General features: G+C 60.2%; 25 protein-coding genes. 7 read left to right on the top strand and 18 right to left on the bottom strand.

Annotated features, from left to right (window positions below; genetic code table 11):
• Positions 1–47: 47 nt before the first annotated feature.
• Genes RAE07_RS01485 through hisD form a run of 11 tightly spaced genes read right to left on the bottom strand, consistent with a single transcriptional unit; the run spans position 48 to position 8,528 of the window.
• Positions 48–686 (bottom strand): TIGR02234 family membrane protein, encoded by a 639-nt coding sequence (locus tag RAE07_RS01485; protein WP_023021254.1) that lies wholly within the window; start codon positions 684–686, stop codon positions 48–50.
• On the bottom strand, positions 683–1,045 hold the full coding sequence (gene hisI, locus RAE07_RS01480; protein ID WP_023021253.1) for a phosphoribosyl-AMP cyclohydrolase: 363 nt from the start codon (positions 1,043–1,045) through the stop codon (positions 683–685). Before hisI ends, RAE07_RS01485 begins: the two co-directional genes overlap by 4 nt.
• Entirely contained in the window at positions 1,042–1,812 is a 771-nt protein-coding gene (gene hisF, locus RAE07_RS01475; RefSeq protein WP_239204304.1) for an imidazole glycerol phosphate synthase subunit HisF, read from the bottom strand. The genes hisI and hisF overlap by 4 nt, the downstream gene beginning before the upstream one ends.
• Positions 1,813–1,842: 30 nt before the next feature.
• Positions 1,843–2,625: an inositol monophosphatase family protein gene (locus RAE07_RS01470; protein WP_317001175.1), complete on the bottom strand. Its 783-nt coding sequence runs from the start codon at positions 2,623–2,625 to the stop codon at positions 1,843–1,845.
• A gap of 3 nt (positions 2,626–2,628) precedes the next feature.
• Positions 2,629–3,417, bottom strand: coding sequence for a bifunctional 1-(5-phosphoribosyl)-5-((5-phosphoribosylamino)methylideneamino)imidazole-4-carboxamide isomerase/phosphoribosylanthranilate isomerase PriA (gene priA / locus RAE07_RS01465; RefSeq protein ID WP_317001173.1), 789 nt, complete (start codon positions 3,415–3,417; stop codon positions 2,629–2,631).
• A 14-nt stretch (positions 3,418–3,431) separates the two neighbouring features.
• Positions 3,432–4,064 (bottom strand): imidazole glycerol phosphate synthase subunit HisH, encoded by a 633-nt coding sequence (gene hisH, locus RAE07_RS01460; RefSeq protein WP_023021249.1) that lies wholly within the window; start codon positions 4,062–4,064, stop codon positions 3,432–3,434.
• A gap of 3 nt (positions 4,065–4,067) precedes the next feature.
• On the bottom strand, positions 4,068–5,318 hold the full coding sequence (locus tag RAE07_RS01455) for an MFS transporter (protein WP_023021248.1): 1,251 nt from the start codon (positions 5,316–5,318) through the stop codon (positions 4,068–4,070).
• A complete protein-coding gene (locus RAE07_RS01450) occupies positions 5,315–5,482 on the bottom strand; it encodes a CG2302 family histidine operon protein (RefSeq protein WP_023021247.1) in 168 nt (55 codons plus the stop codon). Before RAE07_RS01450 ends, RAE07_RS01455 begins: the two co-directional genes overlap by 4 nt.
• A 5-nt stretch (positions 5,483–5,487) precedes the next feature.
• Complete coding sequence (gene hisB, locus RAE07_RS01445; RefSeq protein ID WP_317001172.1) at positions 5,488–6,090, bottom strand: imidazoleglycerol-phosphate dehydratase HisB; 603 nt, start codon at positions 6,088–6,090, stop codon at positions 5,488–5,490.
• Positions 6,087–7,217, bottom strand: coding sequence for a histidinol-phosphate transaminase (locus RAE07_RS01440; RefSeq protein WP_317001171.1), 1,131 nt, complete (start codon positions 7,215–7,217; stop codon positions 6,087–6,089). The genes hisB and RAE07_RS01440 overlap by 4 nt, the downstream gene beginning before the upstream one ends.
• A complete protein-coding gene (gene hisD, locus RAE07_RS01435; RefSeq protein ID WP_317001170.1) occupies positions 7,218–8,528 on the bottom strand; it encodes a histidinol dehydrogenase in 1,311 nt (436 codons plus the stop codon).
• Between the two features lie 126 nt (positions 8,529–8,654).
• Between hisD and RAE07_RS01430 the strand changes: the two genes are divergently transcribed.
• Complete coding sequence (locus RAE07_RS01430; RefSeq protein ID WP_317001169.1) at positions 8,655–9,551, top strand: type III secretion system chaperone family protein; 897 nt, start codon at positions 8,655–8,657, stop codon at positions 9,549–9,551.
• A 9-nt stretch (positions 9,552–9,560) separates the two neighbouring features.
• Here RAE07_RS01430 and RAE07_RS01425 read toward each other — a convergent pair whose 3' ends face one another.
• Both RAE07_RS01425 and RAE07_RS01420 read right to left on the bottom strand, forming a co-directional pair.
• Positions 9,561–10,073, bottom strand: coding sequence for a hypothetical protein (locus RAE07_RS01425; protein WP_244169494.1), 513 nt, complete (start codon positions 10,071–10,073; stop codon positions 9,561–9,563).
• Positions 10,048–10,833: a hypothetical protein gene (locus tag RAE07_RS01420; RefSeq protein ID WP_317001165.1), complete on the bottom strand. Its 786-nt coding sequence runs from the start codon at positions 10,831–10,833 to the stop codon at positions 10,048–10,050. Before RAE07_RS01420 ends, RAE07_RS01425 begins: the two co-directional genes overlap by 26 nt.
• 161 nt (positions 10,834–10,994) lie before the next feature.
• On the opposite strand from RAE07_RS01420, the gene RAE07_RS01415 reads away from it, so the two are divergent.
• The 5 genes from RAE07_RS01415 to RAE07_RS01395 all read left to right on the top strand — a co-directional run bounded on the left by RAE07_RS01415 (position 10,995) and on the right by RAE07_RS01395 (position 16,802).
• Positions 10,995–11,534, top strand: coding sequence for a TetR family transcriptional regulator (locus RAE07_RS01415; protein ID WP_023021240.1), 540 nt, complete (start codon positions 10,995–10,997; stop codon positions 11,532–11,534).
• Positions 11,535–11,555: 21 nt separating this feature from the next.
• The gene (gene glgX / locus RAE07_RS01410; protein WP_317001164.1) at positions 11,556–13,754 is read left to right on the top strand and encodes a glycogen debranching protein GlgX; all 2,199 of its coding nucleotides are present in this window, start codon (positions 11,556–11,558) and stop codon (positions 13,752–13,754) included.
• A 13-nt stretch (positions 13,755–13,767) separates the two neighbouring features.
• Entirely contained in the window at positions 13,768–15,099 is a 1,332-nt protein-coding gene (locus RAE07_RS01405; RefSeq protein WP_317001163.1) for an exonuclease domain-containing protein, read from the top strand.
• Positions 15,100–15,175: 76 nt separating this feature from the next.
• Entirely contained in the window at positions 15,176–15,793 is a 618-nt protein-coding gene (locus tag RAE07_RS01400; RefSeq protein WP_023021237.1) for a hypothetical protein, read from the top strand.
• 10 nt (positions 15,794–15,803) lie between these two features.
• Entirely contained in the window at positions 15,804–16,802 is a 999-nt protein-coding gene (locus tag RAE07_RS01395; RefSeq protein ID WP_023027873.1) for a GTP pyrophosphokinase, read from the top strand.
• A gap of 10 nt (positions 16,803–16,812) precedes the next feature.
• Here RAE07_RS01395 and hslR read toward each other — a convergent pair whose 3' ends face one another.
• Genes hslR through ilvA form a run of 4 tightly spaced genes read right to left on the bottom strand, consistent with a single transcriptional unit; the run spans position 16,813 to position 19,354 of the window.
• On the bottom strand, positions 16,813–17,202 hold the full coding sequence (gene hslR / locus RAE07_RS01390; RefSeq protein ID WP_023021235.1) for an Hsp15 family ribosome-associated heat shock protein: 390 nt from the start codon (positions 17,200–17,202) through the stop codon (positions 16,813–16,815).
• Positions 17,203–17,445, bottom strand: coding sequence for a hypothetical protein (locus tag RAE07_RS01385; RefSeq protein ID WP_023021234.1), 243 nt, complete (start codon positions 17,443–17,445; stop codon positions 17,203–17,205).
• Positions 17,446–17,447: 2 nt separating this feature from the next.
• Complete coding sequence (locus RAE07_RS01380) at positions 17,448–18,086, bottom strand: YigZ family protein (protein WP_317001161.1); 639 nt, start codon at positions 18,084–18,086, stop codon at positions 17,448–17,450.
• Entirely contained in the window at positions 18,086–19,354 is a 1,269-nt protein-coding gene (ilvA, locus tag RAE07_RS01375; RefSeq protein WP_023021232.1) for a threonine ammonia-lyase IlvA, read from the bottom strand. The genes RAE07_RS01380 and ilvA overlap by 1 nt, the downstream gene beginning before the upstream one ends.
• Before the next feature lie 99 nt (positions 19,355–19,453).
• On the opposite strand from ilvA, the gene RAE07_RS01370 reads away from it, so the two are divergent.
• Positions 19,454–20,251: a hypothetical protein gene (locus RAE07_RS01370; protein ID WP_317001160.1), complete on the top strand. Its 798-nt coding sequence runs from the start codon at positions 19,454–19,456 to the stop codon at positions 20,249–20,251.
• A gap of 49 nt (positions 20,252–20,300) precedes the next feature.
• Here RAE07_RS01370 and RAE07_RS01365 read toward each other — a convergent pair whose 3' ends face one another.
• Complete coding sequence (locus RAE07_RS01365) at positions 20,301–21,491, bottom strand: cobalamin-independent methionine synthase II family protein (RefSeq protein WP_317001159.1); 1,191 nt, start codon at positions 21,489–21,491, stop codon at positions 20,301–20,303.
• Positions 21,492–21,563: the final 72 nt, after the last annotated feature.

Raw genomic sequence — 21,563 nt, 5'->3', positions numbered from 1 at the left:
GGTTAACCCGCTCCCGTGCAGTTGCGGAAATTGCACAGACTACGGGGCTATTTTTTATCCATATCAGTGGGATCGATATCACTATCAAGCGCGTCCCACATCACGCGGCCAGAATCAGAGGAGGTTTCCAAATCCTCCTCCAATTTCGCTTGCCGCGCTGCCGGCGTCTCGTATTTGCTAGATGCCTTCACTTTATCCTCGCCTGGGTTGCGAGCTAGCATAACCGCACCAAAAAGAGCCATTGCCGCTCCTACCAGGGCCAGAATCGGCCCCCAGGCATGCACCTCGGTGGAAACCACTGTGGCCCATTGAGAAATTTGCGCGGAATCTACTGCATTCTTATTAGCCGAGGCACCTTGCAGGATCTTCTGCGCGCGCTCAACATCCGCGCCCGCCGTCAGCAAGCTAACCGGGGTCCATGCACTGGCCGCTGCTGCGAGGGCACAAATAATGCCCACTACGCGCCTACCGATGCGGCGCAGAGCCAACCCTGCGACGGCGCCGGCAACCAATACTAGAGTCAAGGCCATAATCTCTAGCGACCATGCCGAACCTATGATGTCATTGGCGGCGGAGCCGGTCTTATCATCTTCGCTGGCAGCAACCACCCACGTGGCACGGGAAGACAGCCACAATACGATGGCTCCTACAGCGATAAGTAGCGGTCCAAGGCGTTTAGCCTTCACGATTGTCCTCCTAGGAGATCTGTGGCGTCAAAGCACGTGCGGTCACCGGTATGGCAGGCGCCACCACGCTGCCGCACGGTCAGCAGGATAGTATCTCCATCACAGTCAAGGCGAACGCCCAGCACCTCTTGGGTGTGGCCAGAAGTCTCACCCTTGACCCAGTACTCATTGCGCGAGCGCGAAAAATACGTGGCCTTGCGCGTGGCAAGGGTATGCGCCAAAGCATGGTCATCCATCCATGCCATCATCAGCACCTCACCGGACTCAGCCTGGGCAATGGCCGGCACCAAGCCTTGGTCATTGCGCTTGAGCTGCTTGGCGATGCCCCCATCTAGTTCATAGTCGGCCGGGTTACTCATCGGCGCACCTCGTAACCTGCGGCATCTAGGGTGTCCTTTACGTCGCAAATTTCTACCTCACCAAAATGGAAAATGCTTGCGGCCAAAACGGCATCGGCACCGGCCGCAACGGCCGGTGGGAAATCCGCGGCGCTGCCCGCACCGCCAGAAGCGATGATGGGAATAGTCACTGCCTCGCGCACGGCATACAGCAGGTCCACATCAAATCCTTGCTTGGTGCCATCGCCATCCATCGAGTTGAGGAGAATCTCCCCTACTCCGAGTTCCTCGCCACGGCGAGCCCACTCAATGGCGTCTATTCCGGCCGACTTCGTGCCACCATGCGTGGTGACCTCGTAACCAGAGGGCGCAAACTCCTCCCGGCACCGGCGGGCATCAACGGACAGCACGATGCATTGGGCCCCGAAAACCTCGGCCATTTCGCGCAGCACTTCCGGATTCTTAATCGCTGCAGTATTTACGGAAACCTTATCTGCACCGGCGCGCAGTAGCTCCCGGACGTCGTCGACGCTGCGTACCCCGCCGCCGACTGTTAGTGGGATAAATACCTGGTCCGCAGTGCGGCGTACAACCTCTAGCATGGTTGAACGCCCTTGCTTTGAGGCAGATACATCCAAAAATGTAAGTTCGTCAGCGCCTAAGGAGTCATAACGCGCGGCCAACTCCACCGGGTCACCGGCATCGCGCAGGTTTTCGAAGTTAACGCCCTTGACCACTCGGCCTTGGTCCACGTCTAGGCAGGGGATAACACGTACGGCTACAGCCATATCGGCCGCCTCCTTTGTGAGAATGAAGTCTTAGCGGTGAAAGGAACCGCTATGACGGGACAGGATGTCCACGATAGTGGCATGGACCTGCGGGGTACCTGCGACCAAGCCACGCGACTGCGCAGTCCACGGATTTCCTTCCGGATCAGTCACTACTCCGCCGGCGGTTTGAATTTGCAGTGCACCAGCGGCGTTATCCCACGGGTGTGGGGAGAAGTTAATCGCGCCATCAAATACGCCCTGCGCAACAAAGGCATTATCCAGCCCCACTGAACCGGTCATCCGCGGGCGCAGGCCGGTTTCGCGCAGCTCGTGGAAGATCTCAGTGGGCAGATGAGAAGAGCAGCCCACGTGTCCGCGCGCTTCATCGAAGCCCATCGCGTCCTCCCCACCGCCGAAGCCAGTAGCAGGCCCGCCTACTGAGCGCAGAGGAGAGCCATCGCAAGTGACCAAACGTCGCCCCAATAATGGGAAATCAGACACCGCTACAACAGGTGCGCCCTTATGGGTGAGCGCCACCAAGATGCCGGCTAAAGGGTTTCCAGCGGAGTAATTTGCGGTGCCATCAATCGGATCTACCACCCACACGGTATCTAGCACGCTGCCGCCGGATTCTTCTCCGTACACCGGGATGCCGGTCATTTGAGTCAAAATATCCCGCAGCTGTTGCTCGATGACGAGATCTACCTCGGTGGCAAAATCTCCCTGCCCTTTAAAGCGGGCGGGCTGCGCACCAAGGCCGGAACGAAAAATGGGTTCTACTTGGTCTACGGCCGCCTCCGCGAAGGCCACCAACTCGCGGGGTTCCATCATGGCTTAGTTGTCCTCAGGGTCGAACGGGTCAATGGTTTCTTCCGCCGGCAGCGGCTCTACCTCGGCCACTGCTGTGAGAGCTTCTTCGAGGCTGAATTTCCCCTCGTAGAGGGCTTTTCCAATAATGGCGGAATCAATGCCCTCATTTTCATAGAGAGCAAGCTCGCGCAGGTCTTCCACGCTAGAGATACCACCGGAGGCGGTGATTTTAGCTTCCGTAGCCATGGCGACCTCGCGCAACAGCTCGATATTCGGTCCGCTTAGCGTGCCGTCTTTAGATACGTCTGTCACCACAAAGCGCTGGCATCCGGCAGCATCGAGGCGCTCGAGCACCTCCCACAGGTCGCCGCCATCGGAAACCCAACCATTGCCCGCAGTGCGCCACTCGCCGCCTTCCTCGCGCACTGCGAGATCCACGGCAACCTTATCGCCATAGCACGCAAGGATATCTTCTATCCATTCCGGCTGTTCAAGAGCAGCGGTGCCAATATTAATGCGCTGCGCGCCGGTAGCCAGTGCTTGCTCTACTGCGGCATCGTCTCGGATGCCGCCACTAAGTTCCACGTTTATGCCCAGCTCTGCGGTGATATTCGCCATCTGCTCGTGGTTGGAACCGCGGCCGAATGCCGCATCCAAGTCCACAAAATGCAGCCATTGCGCGCCGTGGGACTGCCACTTCAATGCGGCATCGCGCGGCGCGCCGTAGGAGGCTTCGGTGCCTGCTTCGCCTTTGTCCAAGCGCACCGCTTGACCTTGAGAGACATCAACTGCGGGCAAAAGCGTAAAAGTCATAGTCACCATCCTACCTAGAGCGTGCGCATCCAGTTTTCCAAAAGCTGTGCGCCAGCGTCCCCGGATTTTTCCGGGTGGAATTGGGTCGCCCACAAAGCGCCATTTTCCACCGCCGCGACAAACCTATCACCCGCGTGCTCGGCCCAGCTGACCAAGGGTGGACGGGTGATTTCCGTTTCCAACTCCCAGCGGCGGACGCCATAGGAATGCACAAAATAGAACCGCTCGTCTTCGGACAAGCCTGCAAACATATCGCTGCCGACGGGAACCGCAACGGTATTCCACCCCATATGCGGCAGGACTGTAGAGTGAAGTTTTTCAACGGTGCCGGGCCACTCGCCGCAGCCGGTGGAATTGATGTTGTGCTCCACCCCGACGTCGAAAAGCACCTGCATACCTACGCAAATACCCAGCACTGGCCGCTCCCCTGCCAGGCGCTGGCCGATGACCCTTGGCCCCTGAACCTCGTTTAGCCCGCGCATACATGCGTCAAAAGCGCCAACGCCGGGGACAAGCAGACCGTCTGCGTCCACCGCTGCTTTGGGATCCGCAGTCACGGCAACTTCCGCGCCTACTCGCTCCAGCGCGCGCTGTGCCGAGCGCACATTGCCCGCGCCGTAATCCAATAATGCGACCGTCTTTGCCATGGGCTATACCTTACGCATGCGACGCAGACGCGTTCGGATATCGTTGGTTTCACTCACGCGGGTGCGCCCAAGGATAAAATCTGCCAGCGTCATTAGTACGCCAACGCCGAGGATAGCCACACCGGCGCCAAACGCCCCCGCGTAGCCGTAGCCGGCAACCAACGCACCCAAAAGGGTCGAGCCCAAGCCGGTGCCGCCATCATAGAAGATATTCCAAATGGCCGAAGCCTCCGAGACACGCTCGCGCGGTAGACGGTCAAACATCGACAACAGGGCTTCATTTTGGGCAATGCCAAAGGCCCCGCCGAATAGGAAGGCACCCAGCACAAGCCACCACACGGAGCCGTCGAGGTAGAGCGGGACGGCGATGGCGAGCACACCCACAATGGCCATGATCTGGCTGGGGATATACAACCGGCCGGGAGTGCCCACGCGGTCTGCCACCATGCCGGCGAAGTAGCGGAAAATCATGGCCGCGCCACCCACGATGGACAGCATGATGCCGGCAAGGCTGGCGCCACGCTCTGCATCTAGTTCCTGCACCGCCGGCGGCAGGAAGGACGACACGGCGCCGTAGCTCATGGAGAAAGTCGTTAACGCTAGTGCAGGCACTGCCACCAGCTTCCACGTGGGAACGCGGATTAGGTTGGGCTCGTCTTCGGTATCAGAAGCCAGCGTGACCTTTATCTTGGGAATGCGCAAGCACAAACCAAAGCCCACGAAGCCAATGATGCCGGCAGTGATATACGTCGAGGCATAACCCAGCTTTTCCGCCATGACCAAGCCCAAGGGCAAAAAGACCATTTGGCCTAGTCCCGTAAACACACCGATCATGCCGGTGGCCTTGCCCAAAAGGCGAACAGGTGCCAACTCGGCAATAAGCGCAGACTCGGAAACGGTCAGCGCGCCAAAGCCCACCCCGCGCAAAGCGGAAAAGAGTAGGACAACCCAAGCATCTGTTCCCAAAAGATGTCCGAAGGCGGGAACGCCCAAGGTAAAGGCGGAAAGTGCCATCACGCGGCGATAACCCCAACGGCGCAGCAGCCACGGGGAAATGATCTGTGTAAGCACGGTGAAGGCCATGAAGATGCCGGTGGATGAGCCTGCCAAAGTAGCTGAGCCGCCGGAATCAATGACAGCGAGCGGCACCACCGGAAGGAGGATGGACCAAGCGCCGAAAGCAGCGGCAATGGCCATCATAGTGGCGGTATAGCCCGGGATCTTCCAAATATTAGTCTCTTGGGTTTTGCTCACTTACCAAACGCTCCTACCATCCACGAAATTGCTGCTACCACGGTAATTGCGGCCAAAAGGGAGGCTACTACTGTCATTGCCTTCGACCCCTGTTGGTAGGCAGTCCATGCACCGCCTACTAACATGCCTGCCACGAGGAAAAGAACCAAAATCATAACATGCATGCTTTTTAGAGTGCTCCCTTCGTCGAAGGAATTCCAGTCCGACGGGGGTCGGGTTCCACGGCAGCGCGCAGCGCACGCGCCACGGCTTTAAACTCCGCCTCCGTAAGGTGGTGCGGATCGCGCCCATAGCGCACGTTGAGGTGCAGCGTTATCCCAGCGTGGGCAGCAAGCGTTTCAAAAAAGTGGCGGTTAATCACCGTGGCGTAGTGGCCACCAATTATGTGCCACTGCAGGTGCTCTGGCTCGCCGTTCATCACGAAATAAGCGCGGCCAGAAAAATCCACCACCGCTTCAACCAACGTTTCATCCATGGGCAGTAGCTGGGAGCCGAAACGACGAATGCCGGCCTTATCCCCCACTGCTTCCTGCAGTGCGGTACCGAGCACGATGGCGGTATCTTCCACGGTGTGGTGGGCATCGATCTCGGTATCACCCGCTGCCTGCACGGTGAGATCAAAGCTGCCGTGGGTGGCAAACGAGGTCAGCATATGATCGAAAAAGGGCAGGCCGGTGGAAATATCGCTGCGTCCCGTGCCGTCTAGGTCGATGACCACGGAAATCTGCGATTCAGAGGTAGACCGCTGGGCGCGTCCTACACGGTTGCTCATGGTTCGCTCCTTTCTCCTCCGGCCGGATTATCCGCTACTACTGTATCCGCAAGGTCCTCAGCTACTGCCAAAAAGGCCGAGTTTTCTTCCGGCAGGCCCACGGTCATGCGCAGGTGCCCGGCAATCCCGACATCCCGGATGAGTACTTCTTTATCCAAGAACTGCTGCCATACGCGCTGCTGGTCAGCAAAGCGGCCGAAGAAGAGGAAATTGGATTCACTAGGCAGGACCGTATAGCCCAGTTCCCGCAAGCGAGCTGCCACGCGCTCGCGCTCGCTGGCGATCTTTTCCACGGTGGCGAGCGTATCCGCGCTATGGCGCAACGCCACTGTCGCCGCAGCTTGGGAGAGCACAGACAGGTGATACGGAAGTCGCACTAACATGACGGCTTCTACAAAGGCCGGATCTGCCACAAAATAGCCAAGGCGGCCACCGGCGAAGTCGAAGGCCTTGGACATGGTGCGCGAGACCACCAACTTTGTGGGGTATTTATCCAGCAGCGTCACTGCGGAGGGCGAAGAGGAGAATTCGCCGTAGGCTTCATCGACGAGGAGGATTCCCGGCGCGGCATCGGCAAGCGCGGCAATATCGTCCAGACTAGTCACCCCGCCGGTGGGGTTATTCGGCGTTGTCACAAAGATGATATCCGGCTGGTGCCGTGCTACGGCCGCCAGAGCCCGGTCCATGTCTATGCGGAAGTCCTCGTCCCGCGGGCACTCCACAAACTGCGTATAAGTTCCGTCCGCAAGGATGGGGTGCATGGAATAGGACGGCGTAAAGCCGAGCACACTGCGGCCTGGGCCGCCAAAGGCCTGTAGAAGCTGCTGCAGAATCTCATTGGAGCCGTTCGCCGCCCACACCTGCTCATAGCTAATACCCACGCCGGTCTGTTCAGAAACGTAATGGGCCAAGGCTTTACGCAGCTCTACGGCATCGCGTTCCGGATAGCGATTGAGCGTGGAGGCAAGGCGCTGAGTCTCCGCCACCAAGTCAGCAACGAGCGCTGGAGAGGGCGGATAGGGATTTTCATTGGTATTGAGTTGGTAGGCCACAGTGAGTTGCGGCGCACCATAGGCGGACTTGCCGCGCAATTCCTCGCGCAGGGGAAGATCTGTCAATTGCGTCATTTAGTTCTCCTCGAATCGGGCGCGGATTGCTTCGCCGTGGGCAGGCAGCCCCTCGGCCTTAGCAAAGGCGATGACCTGCGGGGCAATTTCTTCCAGCGCAGCTCGGTCATAATTAATGAGGTTGACCGGCCGCATAAAGGTGTGGGTAGACAGGCCAGCCGAAAAGCGCGCCGTGCCGGAGGTGGGCAGCACGTGATTGGAACCGGCAGCGTAGTCCCCGAGTGGCACAGGGGCGAAGTCCCCCACAAAGATGGCACCAGCGTGCTTAATCCGCTCAGCTACCGTGCCGGGTTCTGCGGTGTGGATCTCCAGGTGCTCGGCGGCATAGGCATTGGCCACCGCAATCGCTGCGTCCAGGGAATCGACCACCACAATGCCGGATTGCTCGCCGCCTAAGGCCGCGGCCGCCCGCTCCGCATTAGCGGTAGCGCCGTAGCGCGCCTCCACCTCCGCGTTCACGCGCTGAGCGAGGCTTTCTGATTCCGTTATAAGCACACTCGCTGCCATCGGATCATGCTCGGCCTGGGAGATAAGGTCATAAGCCACATACACGGGGTTTGCGGTGTCATCGGCGATGATGGCAATTTCGGTTGGACCTGCTTCTGCATCTGTCCCCACTACCCCGCGCACCAAGCGCTTGGCTGCGGTAACGAAAATATTTCCCGGCCCCGTAATCATGTCTACTGGTGCCAGCTCGGCATCATCATCGCCGTAGGCCATCAGCGCAACGGCCTGGCCACCGCCTATAGCCCACACCTCATCTACGCCAAGCATCTGGCACACAGCTAGCACCGTGGGGTGCGGTAGACCGCCGAACTCCTTTTGCGGGGGCGAGGCCACCACTAAGCTTTCTGCGCCGGCCGCCTGCGCCGGCACCGCGTTCATGATCACAGACGAGGGATAGACGGCCTTGCCTCCCGGCACGTACAAACCGACGCGCTCGATGGGGCGAAAGACCTCGGTCACCGTGGCGCCCCGAGCCAGTTCGGTGGTATGTGCGGTCGGCTTTTGTTCGAGGTGGACCTTGCGGACGCGCTCAATCGAGGCCTCAATTGCTCGGCGCACCTGCGGGTCTAAGCCAGCGACGGCCTTGTCCAATTCCGCTTGCGGTACCCGCAGGTGGAGCGGGCGCACGCCATCAAAAAGTTCGCTGTAGTCCAGTGCCGCCGCGGCGCCTTCTTGACGGACGCGATGAACCATTGGCGCCACTTTGTCCACTACAGCGGCGACGTCGGTGCCGCCGCGTGGCAGGACTCGCCGCAGCTGGGCAGGGCGCAGCTCTGTGCCGCGCAAATCGATGGTTCGAAGCATTTCCGGCTCCCATTATTCTTATCGGATTTCTATTATTAAACCAATATCCTAATGTCCAAATGCCAGCGAGGGGGCGGGTTTGGACGATAGACTCGGACTCAACACAGCTTTAAGGTGGTGGCAGTGATGAGCGAGAGTGATCCTTCCCTTCTGCTTGCGCATGTCCGCGCCATCGCCCGCGAACATGGCTTGTCCTGCTGGGCGCTACCCTCAGGCGAACTTTTAGTACCCCACTCAGCCGGCGGATCTACCTTCATCTTTATAGACCAGCTAGAAGAACCGGTACTCCACCTACACACCAGCCCCCGCGGCGGCGTAAATCTCAGCGAAATATCCGAACTAGCGCGTGTGGCCAACGAGTGGAACCACGATTGCCTCTCACCGGCGGTAGTGGTTGATTTTGACCAGCCTGAGTGCGTAAGCGTATCCGGTCATAGTTATCTACCGGCGGATAACTCCCCGAGCCGGGAACAGCTCGCGGCGTTTGCCTTACCGGCACTGCGCAATGCCGAGGTCCTCATGGACTTGCTCGCCCAATCCCATCCCGGCCTCGTGCGCGAAGCCTCACCGCAGCTAGCCCCGCTTGCCGACGCCCCCTTAGAGCCCTTCACCCTCGATAGCCTGGCCGAAATCCTGCCGCTTATCGGAATCCAACGCTTCCAAAGCGACGGCGCCACGGCTATCTACGCGTGGGTCAATGATGTTCTCTTTTCCTTCGCTTTAGACAACGGCCCCAGCCTTATCATCAAGGGACATTGGGACCCCAGCTTGGAGGAAGCGGAATTTACCCGCCTATTCCTCATTTGCAATGACTGGAATCGCGCCCATCACGGCGCCGTTGCATTTTGCCACCACACCGCCGAAGGCCTGCAGGTGCGGATGGATGCCACCACCATTGCCGCCGCCGGCCTAACGCGGCCCCAACTCTTTAGCGCTATCGGCCGCGGCCTTAAACACATCCTGCACGGAATCGATGACATCGCGCAGGAAGTTACCGGCGCCTCCCCCGTAGAATGGCCCTAGGCGCGCGGCTTACCAATCATCATCGGAACTCACAAAAGCCGTGGACCAGTAGGAAAACATCGCCATAAATGGCGCTACCGCCCAAGAGATGGCCGGGGAGAATTTCGGTGCAAATTCTACGAACTCTCCTGGGTTTTCGGGCGGATGCGTGGCGGTGACCCCGCCAAATACGTAAAACGAGGCCGCGCCTGCCAAGGCGCACACGCCGACCCACAAGAGCATCGACAAGCCCCGCCCTTGCCGTCGCAGATATGCACCCAAGCCCAAAAGCAGTCCGAGTAGGCCAGTTATGAGGGCAAAGGTAATGAAGGCGATGAACTGGGCGCTGCCCATCGCTTCGATGGCATAACCGCCATCGTCTACCTCGTGGCCGGCAAGCGTCGGACGGGAAAGCCCCCACAGCGCACCTGCCACGCCAAAGACCAAGAGCGCACACGCGAGTAACCCCGCACCAAAACCTAGGGTGCGGGGTAAGCGGCGCTGGGAAAGAGACAATTTAGTTGCAGAAGGTCCAGTTGCCATTCTCGCGACGGAAGCGAACCGTAGAGGTCTCATTGCCCTCAGAGTTAGACACGCTCACGGTTGCAGAAGCATCGTCACCGTTGACCACAATGTCGTTAACAGACTGCAGCTTGGTCGACTGCGGGATGGACTCCAGCTGGCTAGCGAACTTCTCTACCTCACCGTTGCCTCCGCCCTGCTGGCGCATGGTGTTGGCGTACTCAGCGAAGGACTGGTTCGGCAGGCTATCGACGTACTGCTGGTACTGGCCAAACTCCTTGGCCTGGCCTTCACGCACGGCTTGGCAGGCGTGCTGCGGCATGTAGTTGAAGTATTCCTTCACATTATCGATTTCGTGCTGGCCGCGGACCAGCTGCTCGATGGCCTGCTTGTCAGCATCATTTGCGTCCTGGCCACCTTCAATCGGCTTGATGTCCTTCGCCCCAGCGAAAGGATCCTCGCCATTATTTAGCGGGTTGGCCATCTGATCTGGGCCCTCGCCAGGGGCGCCCTCGCCGTCTTGGCCCTCTGCACCAGCAGCGCCGTCCTTGGTTTCGCCGTCCTTGTCTTTATCCTTATCCTTGTTTTTGTCCTTGTCCTTATCGGCGTCTTTGTCCTGGGACTTGTCTGCAGACTTATCCTCAGAAGACTTGGAGGCAGTGGTGGCGGCAGCCTTCTTAGAATCGTCGTTGTTGTCATCCGAACCACATGCAGCCAGCGCCAAGGGGGCAACCAGCGCTACTGCGATAAGGGACTTCTTAGCAGGGGTCAAAAAGGACAAGGGAAAACTCCTGAATCAATCTTGCGAATGTGAAGCGCCTTAAGGCAGCTTCTTTTTGTCTTCGCAATACTAACAACACCACGATGGAAATGACATTGATACTCCATTAAAGGAACCTGTGAGCTACCGCCCCGCTAGTCCTAGTCCGTACAATCACCAAGGTGCATATCAATCGCGAGAGTATTATCGACGCCGCTATTTCCTTGCTTGATACCTATGGGCTGGGCGACGTCACCATGCGCCGCGTTGCATCCTCCCTCGGCGTTGCCCCCGGCGCGCTTTACTGGCACATTGCCAATAAACAGGCGCTCATTGCGGCTTTGGCTGAGTACATTATCTCCCCCGTTTCTGGGGAGTCGCTCGAGGAGCTCAGCCTCAGCCTGCGCGATGCGCTACTTGCCCACCGCGACGGCGCTGAGGTAGTCATTGCCGGTCTCTCCCTGCCTCAGGCCCCCGCCTGGGACTACCTCTTATCCGTCTTTTGCTCTGCCGCAGCGCGTGGTGCCTATGAAGCCGACAGTACCCACCGCGCCGCCGCCCTATCGGCTATTCACCTCGTACTCGGTGCCACCTTGATGGAACAGTCCCAACGCCAGCTTGCAGAAACCACCGGCGAGGCTCCTGGCTCTAATTATCGCGACGACCTCCATCGCGGCATTCGTATTATTCACGCTGGGCTTACGCACGGCACTGGAGACTAAAAAGTGGTTATGCTCGTGGGCATGAACACTCCCGCCATGGACGCAGTCCCCACGCCCACCGAGCGCTACGGCCGCCAAATCTGGCCTGGCAAACCTACCCCACTGGGATCCACCTTTGACGGATCCGGCACCAATTTTGCCCTATTTTCTGAGGTTGCAGACAAGGTCGAGCTCTGCCTCATCGACAAAGAAGGCAATGAAGAGCGCATGGAAATGTCAGAGGTCACCGCCCATGTGTGGCATGTCTACCTCCCCAATGTCACCCCTGGCCAGCGCTATGGCTACCGCGTTTATGGCCCCTATGAACCTGAAAACGGCCTGCGCTGCGATCCTTCCAAGCTCCTCGTAGATCCATATGCCCGCGCCTTCGACGGCGAATTCGACGGCGATGCCTCCCTATATTCCTATGACATCCACGCCGAAGAACCTGGCACCGGCCGCAACGAAGAAGATTCGCTGGGCCACACCATGCTCTCCGTGGTCATCAACCCTTTCTTTGACTGGCGCAGCGACCATCGCCCGCACATTCCAGACAACGAGAAGGTCATTTACGAAACCCACGTCAAGGGCATGACTATGACCCACCCAGACGTGCCGGAAGAACTGCGCGGTACCTACGCCGGCATGGCGCACCCCGCCATCATTGACTACTTCAAGGAGCTCGGCGTCACCACCGTCGAGCTCATGCCCGTCCACCAATTCTTGCAAGACGATCGGCTGCGCAACTTGGGCCTGCGCAACTACTGGGGCTATAACACCTTCGGCTTTTTCGCCCCGCACCATGACTACGCCTATGCCAAAAAGCCAGGCGAGGTGGTCTCCGAATTCAAGACCATGGTCCGTGCCTTCCACGAGGCAGGCATCGAGGTAATCCTCGACGTGGTTTATAACCACACCGCCGAAGGCAACCACATGGGGCCCACCATTGCCTTCCGCGGCATTGACAATGGCGCTTACTATCGCCTCGTCGAAGGCGATGAAGCCCACTACATGGACTACACCGGCACCGGCAATTCCCTCAATGTCCGCAACCCGCACTCGCTGCAACTGATTATGGATTCCCTGCGCTACTGGGTCACGGAGATGCGAGTCGACGGCTTCCGCTTCGACCTGGCGGCGACTTTGGCGCGGGAGCTTGACGACGTCGATAAGCTCGCTACCTTCTTCGACCTTGTCCAACAAGACCCCATTGTCAGCCAGGTCAAGCTCATCGCCGAGCCCTGGGACATTGGCCACGATGGCTACCAGGTAGGCAACTTCCCACCTATTTGGAGCGAATGGAACGGCAAGTACCGCGATACCGTCCGCGATTTCTGGCGCGGTGAGCCCGCTACCCTGGGTGAATTCGCCTCCCGACTGACCGGCTCTTCGGATCTTTATGCCGATAATGACCGCCGCCCCACCGCTTCTATCAACTTCATCACCGCCCACGATGGCTTTACTCTGCGCGACCTCGTGTCCTATAACGACAAGCACAACGAGGCCAATGGCGAGGACAACCGCGACGGCGAGTCCTTCAACCGCTCTTGGAACTGCGGTGAAGAAGGCCCCACCGATAACGAAGAAATCCGCAAGCTGCGCCGCCGCCAGGTGCGCAATTTCCTAACCACTCTCCTACTCTCCCAAGGCACTCCGATGCTCTCGCACGGCGATGAGTTCGGCCGCACCCAAGACGGAAATAATAACGTCTACTGCCAGGACAACGAGCTGGCATGGATGGACTGGTCCATGCTGAAAGAGGAAAAGTCCGCCGCGATGCTGGGATTTACCAAGCGCGTGCTGGCCATTCGCAACCACCACCCCGTATTCCGCCGCAAACGCTTCTTGGCCGGTGGCCCGCTAGGCGCGGATGTAAAAGAACGCGATATCGCCTGGCTGGTCCCCTCTGGTCGCCTGATGACCCAAGACGACTGGGACCACGATTTCGGCCGCGCTCTTATGGTCTACCTCAATGGCAATGCCATCACGGAGACCACCTCCCGCGGCGAACGTATCACCGATGATTCCTTCATCATGATATTCAACTCCCACGACGGCGAAATCGAGTTCACCCTGCCTACCAAGGATCTCGGCGCCACCTGGCGGCTGATGGTCGATACCGCCGATTCCGGCGGCTACCCCGCGGAGGAAACCCTCATTGAGGCAGAGGGTACGATCACGGTGCAACCGCGTTCAACGCTGATCTTGCGTCAGGTTGAGCCGCCCGTTTTTGACTCCTAGAGAAAGGCCCCTCGTGTCATTTCCCGCGCACGGCGTACTCATCGATGTCACAGCGGATAAACTCGTGCTCCACCGCACGCTGCTGGCCACCAGCCTTGGCGCCCCCGCCACGCAGGATATCCCGCTCGATTCCATCGACACTGTGCGCGTGAATGAACCGACCGCCACCGGCTTTGGCGCCCTCGACCTTGGCGCCGCCGGTTCCATCGCTTTCGCCCCGCACCAAGACCCGCAGGCCGTCGCCCGCGCCATCGCCGCCGGCCAGCGCGGCGAGGCCCCCTCCGCCACCGCCACCATCCCGGGGCTCGATTTCACCGCCGTGGATGTAGAAACGGCCAATGATAACTGGGGCTCTATCTGCCAAATCGGCGCGGTTCGCTTCCGCGATGGCCAAGAGACCGACTCCCGTTCCTGGCTGTGCACCCCTCCGCCGGGCCTAGAGCACTTTGCGGATATCAACGTCTCCATCCACGGTATTACCGCGAGCGATGTGGAAGGGGCGCCAGCTTTTGCCGACGTCGCCAAGGAGCTCTTCGACTTCCTCGGCGGCGACGTACTTGTCGCGCACAACGCCCAATTCGATTCCACCGCACTGCGCTCCGGCCTGCTTGCCGCCGGCGCCGAGGTACCCACGGTGCCGCTGGCATGCTCCCTCGCGCTAGCCCGCGACGCCTCTAAAGCCAAGGTAATTTCGGTGCGCAATCACAAGCTGCCCACCGTCGCAGCCCACCTTTCCGCTCCGGATTTTAGCCACCACGACGCCACCGAAGATGCCCGCGCAGCCGGCGAAATCATCGCCCGCTTGGCAGAGCGCTTCGGACACACCGGCAGCATCCGCGATCTATTCACCGCCCGCGAGTTCACCCTTGGCCGCCTCGAGTCCACGGCCGTCCTTCCCGTCCTGCGCGCCCACACGGCCCCGACCTCCGGCGCCGACCTCGGCGCAGGCACCGACTTCCGCGACCAAACCCGTGCGGCCGGCTCGGCAAAAAAGAAGTCCGGTGGCCCCGCCCCCTGGCAGTCTGTCGCCACGCCGGATACTATCCCCGAGCCCAATCCAGACGCTGATCCGGAAGGCGCACTTTATGGCAAGCATGTCACCCTCACCGGTGATTTCGAGCCCTATGACAAGGGGATGCTGTGGCAGGGCATCGCCGAGCGCGGCGGCCAGGTAGCCAAAAACGTCACCAAAAAGACCACGCTGCTTATCGTGGGCGAATGGGCCAAGAAAACCTCCAAGGAAAAGCGTGCGGAGGAACTGCAGGCCAAGGGCCAAAAAATCGACATCTGGCCGGCCGATAAGCTCTTTGCCGAACTCCAACTCGAAGCCGAGCCGCCCTTCTAATTTTCCCGGGAACCAAACGGCGGTTTCTCCAGTCCAATAAAGGCGACTGCACCCTACCCCACTGGAGAGCCCCGTCGTGACCGTCGCCCTGCGTTCGCCGCGTCCTACCACCGCAAACCTGCTGCCTGCCCTCTTTGCCCGTTCCTGGCTAAAAGAACAGCGGCTTTCCGACGACGGCTTTTGCGATTCCCTTGCCACCATCCAACTCTCCCCCAGCCTGTCCATGGCGCTTGTCTTTCCAGGCAAGCGTAGCTTTCGCCGACTGAGCCACCGCGGCTTGGCAGACATGGACATTTCCACGCGCCGGGCGTGGAACCACGCCTCACATAATCTGCAACGCGCCGCCCTCGATTCGCAGGGACTGCGTTTCTGGACTCGTCCGGCTGCCTGCGAGCTCCCTTCCGCCTCCCACCTCGGGGGCCTACAGGTTCGCTCCCACGGCGCACCGATTTCCTCCTGGATCGCTCACCCAGAAACATTTACTGTGCTGGACAAGCACATGCGCCGCCTCCTGCGTTCGCACTCGCTGACCTACCTTGTCCCAGACTCCGCCACCCTCTTCGTTTTTGCCCGCCTGCCGGACACCTATGCCTGCCAGCTGGCTGCCGATGCCGTCGCGCGCGTGCCCTACCATCGCACCGTGCTCCACCCGCGCCCGCTAGTATGGTCTAACGGATTCCCGCGGGAGTTATGAAAGGAGCACCATGCCGGAAAGTAGGATGTCGCGGCTAAGCAACCAGTACCACGACTGGGCGCGCAACCACCCCACCGCTGCGGGGGACTTCCGCACCGCCATCGAGGATCTCCTCAATGACGCCGGCATCATCTTCGACCGCGTTTCTACCCGCGTCAAGACTTGGCCCTCGCTTAAGGCAAAGGCCAAAAAGCGCCGCGAGAACGGCGATTTTGTCTACCCCCAGCCGTGGCAGGAGATCCACGATGTGATGGGGGTGCGGGTCACGCTGTTTCACTCCACCGCGATTCCAGAAGCGCTGAGCGTTTTTGGTGAATCGTTTAAAGTCGAGCGTTCCGTTGATAAAGCAGCCGAGACCCGCATTTCCGGCGGCTTTGGCTACGGCTCCCACCACCTCGTGCTCACCGTGACCGAAGATAGCGCTGCCGCAATGGAAGAGCTCGCGAACTACGTAGGTTGGACCTTTGAGGTGCAGATTCGCACCGTTCTGCAGCACGCATGGGCGGAGTTTGAACACGATATCCGCTACAAGCAAGGGCCCAACCCGCCCTCACCTGAAGTGGACCGCCTCTTTACCTTGGCCGCGGGGCTTATCGAGCTTGCGGACCAGCAATTCGACGAGATTGCTGCACTCAAGGCCCCAGGTACGGAAACCGATCGGGACGTCGAGCTTACCGCCGAGACCCTACCGGGCGTGCTGGCCATTATCCTGGGCAACCGTTTCCCGCTCTCGCGCTCGGAGCACTACCGATTCTTGGCGGAGTTATTGGAGCAAAACGGCGTGCGCCACTTGAGCCAGCTCGAGCAGCTACTTGACGATACTGCCATTGCCCACGTCCACGACGCCATGCGCTACCGCTTTCGTCCCGGCCAGGTGCGGCTTATCGACGACTTGCTGCTCAACAAATTTGGCAAGCAGCATATCGAGGCCACCGCCGAATCCGGCGACCGCCCGGGCCGCAAGCGTCGGCTTACTGCGCGCCTGAAGGCCTTGCGCGCTGCCCACTAGTTTCGGCTGATTATCGGAAACCGCCGCGGAATTTCTCCATATCGCGTCGTTCCTTCTTCGTCGGTCGGCCCGCCCCGCGTGGGCGCACGGGTACCGACGGCATAAACTCCTTGGGTGGAGGCGGCGGCGCATGGTCCGTGTAGCACGTACGCGCCACGGGTGCGCCCACGCGCTTGGCCACAGTCGCTAAGACCTCAAGGTCATGCTCGTGGTGATTGCGCCACACGCGCACACGGTCGCCCGGCACCACCTGCTGGGAGGGCTTGACAGCCTCGCCATTTATCTTGACATGCCCGGCGCGCACGGCCGTCGCGGCCGCCGAACGGGTCTTAAACATGCGCACGGCCCACACCCAGGCATCAATCCGGACGGGGCGGCCGCTAGGTTGCGGTGCCGGCATCTAATACTGGTTGTGGTTCTCGTTGACGATTTTCTGGATCTTCAGCCAGTTATAGCCGCCACCGACTACGGCGACGATGGCACCCACCAACATCCAGGCCCAGAAACTTGCCGCAGATAGCACGCCCAGCACTGCGCCCACGCCGAGGCCGGCAACCACGCACACAACGGCGTTGCGGGAGTGCTTGCGCACCTGCTGCTTGCGCTGCGCAATGGGGTTATTCGGTCGCTGCTGCATACTCATGTTCAGGATCTTACCTCAACCCACGCGCTGCCAGCTTCTGCCGCCGCGAGCTGGCCCTGCGAGATCGCTGCCAGCGTTGCTTCCAGCTCTTCCAGCCCACCTGGGCGCACGGCCACGGTAAAGGTTACTGCGGCCGCGTAGGCGGTATCGGTTATCTCATAGCCGCGCCCGCGCAGGTCCGCCTCCACCCGCCCGGCAGTTGCATGTGGGCACTCCACGGCATAAAGCTCCCGGCGCGCCCGGGTTACCGCACGCACCTTTTCCATGGCCTCACTCACCGCGCCACCATAGGCATGCACGAGGCCGCCGGCGCCTAACTTGATGCCACCGAAGTAGCGCACTACCACTGCGCAGACATCGAGCATGCCGGAGCCTTTGACCACATCCAGCATGGGTTTTCCGGCAGTGCCGGAGGGCTCGCCATCATCGGAGGAGCGCTCCACCGGGTTTGCGCCGTCGACGTGATAGACGTAGGCGGAGCAATGGTGACGGGCGTCGGGAAAGCGGGTGCGGGCGGCGTCGATAAACACGCGGGCCTCTTCCTCATTGGTGACGCGGCCGATCAAAGCAATAAATCGGGAACGCTTGACTTCAATTTCGTGTTCAACCTGGCCTACTGGGCGACGATAAGAATTTTGCATTAGGCTACGAGGAATTCATACTCGGGGGTGCCGGGCTTGAGGTACTGCACCGAAATCTTGGATTCACCCATGCGTTGCAGCAAGCCGTCGAGGTCCTCGGCGCGGCTGAGCTGCAGGCCCACTAGCGCCGCACCGGTTTCCCGGTTATTGCGCTTGAGATACTCAAAGAGTGTGATGTCATCGGTTGGACCCAAAATCTCGTGCAAAAAGTGGCGCAGCTGCCCGGGCTCCTGCGGGAAGTTCACCAGGAAGTAATGCTTGAGCCCCCGGTGGACTAGGGAGCGCTCCATGATTTCTGCATAGCGCAGCACGTCATTATTACCGCCTGAAATCACGCATACCACCGTCGAGCCCGGTTTCAGGTCCAGCTGATGCAGGCCCGCCACCGACAATGCACCGGCCGGCTCGGCAATGATGCCCTCATTTTGATACAGGTTGAGCAAGTCCGTGCACACCGCGCCTTCGGACACGGTGTCAAAGCTCAGGCGCTCGCGATTGGCGTCCAAAATCTCATAGGGCAGCGCACCTAAGCGCTTTACGGCCGCGCCATCAACGAAGGGGTCGACCGCATCCAGCGTGACCGGGCCCCCGTGGTCAAACGCCGCTCTTAGCGACGCCGCCCCTTCCGGCTCCATGCCCACCACCCGAGTATCCGGTGCCATATCCGCCAGGTAGGAGGTGATGCCAGAAATCAGGCCGCCGCCTCCTACGGGGACGACAACGGCATCGGGCGACTTGCCCTTGGCCGAAAGCTGCGCGAGAACCTCTGCGGCTACGGTGCCCTGCCCGGTGATGGTATCGCGGGCGTCGAAGGGCTCGATGAAGGCGGCGTCGCGCTCGGCGGCGTCGGCATGCGCGGCTGCGGCTGCCTCATCGAAGTTGGAACCAACTACCACCAGTTCTACTTGGTCGCCGCCGTGAACCAGGATGCGGTCGCGCTTTTGCATTGGCGTGGGCTCTGGCACAAAAATCTTGCCGGCGATTCCCATTGTGCGGCAGGCATAAGCCACGCCCTGCGCATGATTGCCGGCCGAGGCCGTAACAATTCCCCGGTGCCGCTGCTCTTGCGGCAGATTCGACATCCCGTTTAACGCGCCACGAATCTTATAGGAGCGCACGTCCTGCAGATCCTCCCGCTTGAGGTAGACCTCGCAGCCCGTCTCGGCCGAAAGCCGGGCGCAATACTGCAGCGGAGTCGGGGCGATTTCCGAGCTAATCCGTGCCTGCGCCTGCTGGATATCGGATGCATGGATGGTCGAATCAGTCATGTCTTGACAGTCTACCCATTCACTGGAAATTCACTGGCCTTTAGTTGCACCGTTACCTACGTAGGCAATAGTGGACATAACCACAAGAAAGGAATATCTATGCTCAAACGCATCTCTCTCTGCGTTACCTCCTCGCTCGTCCTCGCCTGCTCCCCTGCCGCGCATGCCCACGTCGTGGATAACGTGCTGGAGCATTCCGCGCCCACCGCTGCGCTGCAGCTTAACCCCATCGGTTCTCATGAATCGGGTGTGCTGGGCAAATCGGCCGCCGAAATCGTCGCTTATCACGCCGCGTCCCAGCGCATCCTCACCGTCAATGCGCGCTCCGGCGAGGTCGATATCTTAGATGGTTCCGATCCCTCCCACCCGCACAAGATCGGCGCCATCTCCGCCGGTGGTAACAGGGAGATTAACTCTGTGTCCGCGCGCCCCGTTGGCCTGGCCGCCACCGCCGTGGCAGCAGGCCTCGTCGCACCAGCTACTGCTTCTGCCGCAGAAGAGCAGCCAAAGCAAATCTCGGCTGAGTGCCAGGCCGAGGTCGACAAGGCCAAGGAAGAGCACGTCAAGAAGATCGAGAGCGGCGAGCTCGGTTCCTCCGCCCGCACCCCGCAGGAGCTTATGCAGGGCCTTGCCAATGGCTACGGTTCTTCCGAAATGCCCAAAGAGCCGGACTGCGTAGCCAAGGAGGCGGAGCAGCACCAGATCGAGGCACTTGAGCGTCTGCCTATTTGGGGCTCTTCCACCCCCGAAAAGTTCCTCGAGGTCATGAGCTGGGTGACCGTGGCCGCCAGCCTCGTGGCTGCGCTGCTGCAGGCCTTCAACATGGTTGCCACGGTAAACCCGGCTGTGCTGGAGCCGATGAAGAACGCCCTCAAGCAGCTGGGCGTGCGCTTCTAAACGCCACAGATTAAGCCGCTCCGAAGTTTCGGAGCGGCTTTCGGCGTTTTTAAAACAGTTCGCGGGTAGCGATGTCAGCGCCTTCTACCAAAGATTGCAGCTTCGCCCACGCAATCTGGGGGTGCAGGCGACCGCCCAAACCGCAATCGGTCGACGCGATAACATTTTCAGGGCCTACTACCTCGGCGAATTGGATGATGCGATCTGCCACGAGGCGCGGATGCTCTACCGCGTTGGTGGAGTGCGAAACCACGCCTGGGTAAATCACGGTGCCTTCCGGCAGCGCGTGGTCCTGCCACACGCGCCATTCGTGCGCGTGACGCGGTGACGCGGCTTCGAAAGAGAATCCGCCGACCTCGGCCCGCAAAATTTCCTCGATGATATCTGCAAATGGGACGTCGGTTACGTGCGGGCCGTGCCAGGAGCCCCAGCAGATGTGCAGGCGCGTTTGTTCCTTGGGCAGGCCGGCGATGGAATCATTAAGGACATCGATGCGCTCACGAATGAAGCCACGGAAGTCCTCTACGGTTGGCTCCGGGTTGATTTGGTCCCAGGCCTCGGCCAGGTCGGGTGCATCGAATTGCACAGTGAGCCCGGCATCGGTGATGGCTTGGTATTCAGTGCGCATGGCACGGCCGACGTCGGCAAGCAGCTGGTGCTCATCGTCGTAGTAACGATTGTTAAGGCGCGCAGCCGAACCGGGGGAAAGGGCGGCGATGAAGCCTGGGGTGCCGGAAGGTAGGGCGTCGGCAAGCAGGCGGACATCGGCGGCGACCTCATCTTGTCCGATGTAGGTTACCAGGCCGGTAAATTCTGGGTTTGCCACCTTGGCTCGGCCGGTGAAGATGCCAGAATCCGGGTCGTTGTAGGCCTCGGAGAACAGCGCGCGGTCGCGGCGGTCAATAAACGACGTCAGCCGCGGCTCCCCCGGTTTCGAGCGCACTACCTCAGCCGATTCCCAGCGGTCGGTATCCGTCATCGTCAGCCCGCCCAGGCGGCTAAATGAGTAATTCCACCATGCGCCATAGTCCACAGCGCCCGAGGTGATATGGCCGTATTCGCCCTCGTTAATGATATCGAGGCCCAGATCAAGCTGCCGCTTGACGACGTCCGCCACCGCAGCCTCCAAAATCCCCTGGAACTCCGCGGCCGGCAGCTCCCCGCGCTTCAGGTTGGCCTCCAGGAGCTCCGGGGTGCGCGGCAGCGAGCCGACATGGGTAGTGCGAATCTTACAAACCATCAGGTTTCCTCCATCAAAATAGACTGTGCTGTCTATATTAGTGGAGGGGGTCGCCGGCCACCGAAATTAGAT

The sequence above is a fragment of the Corynebacterium nasorum genome (assembly GCF_032821635.1).
Classification (GTDB): Bacteria; Actinomycetota; Actinomycetes; order Mycobacteriales; family Mycobacteriaceae; genus Corynebacterium; species Corynebacterium kefirresidentii.
The sequence above is the reverse complement of the archived record's forward strand: the minus strand, read 5'-3'. Positions and strand labels throughout refer to the sequence as shown.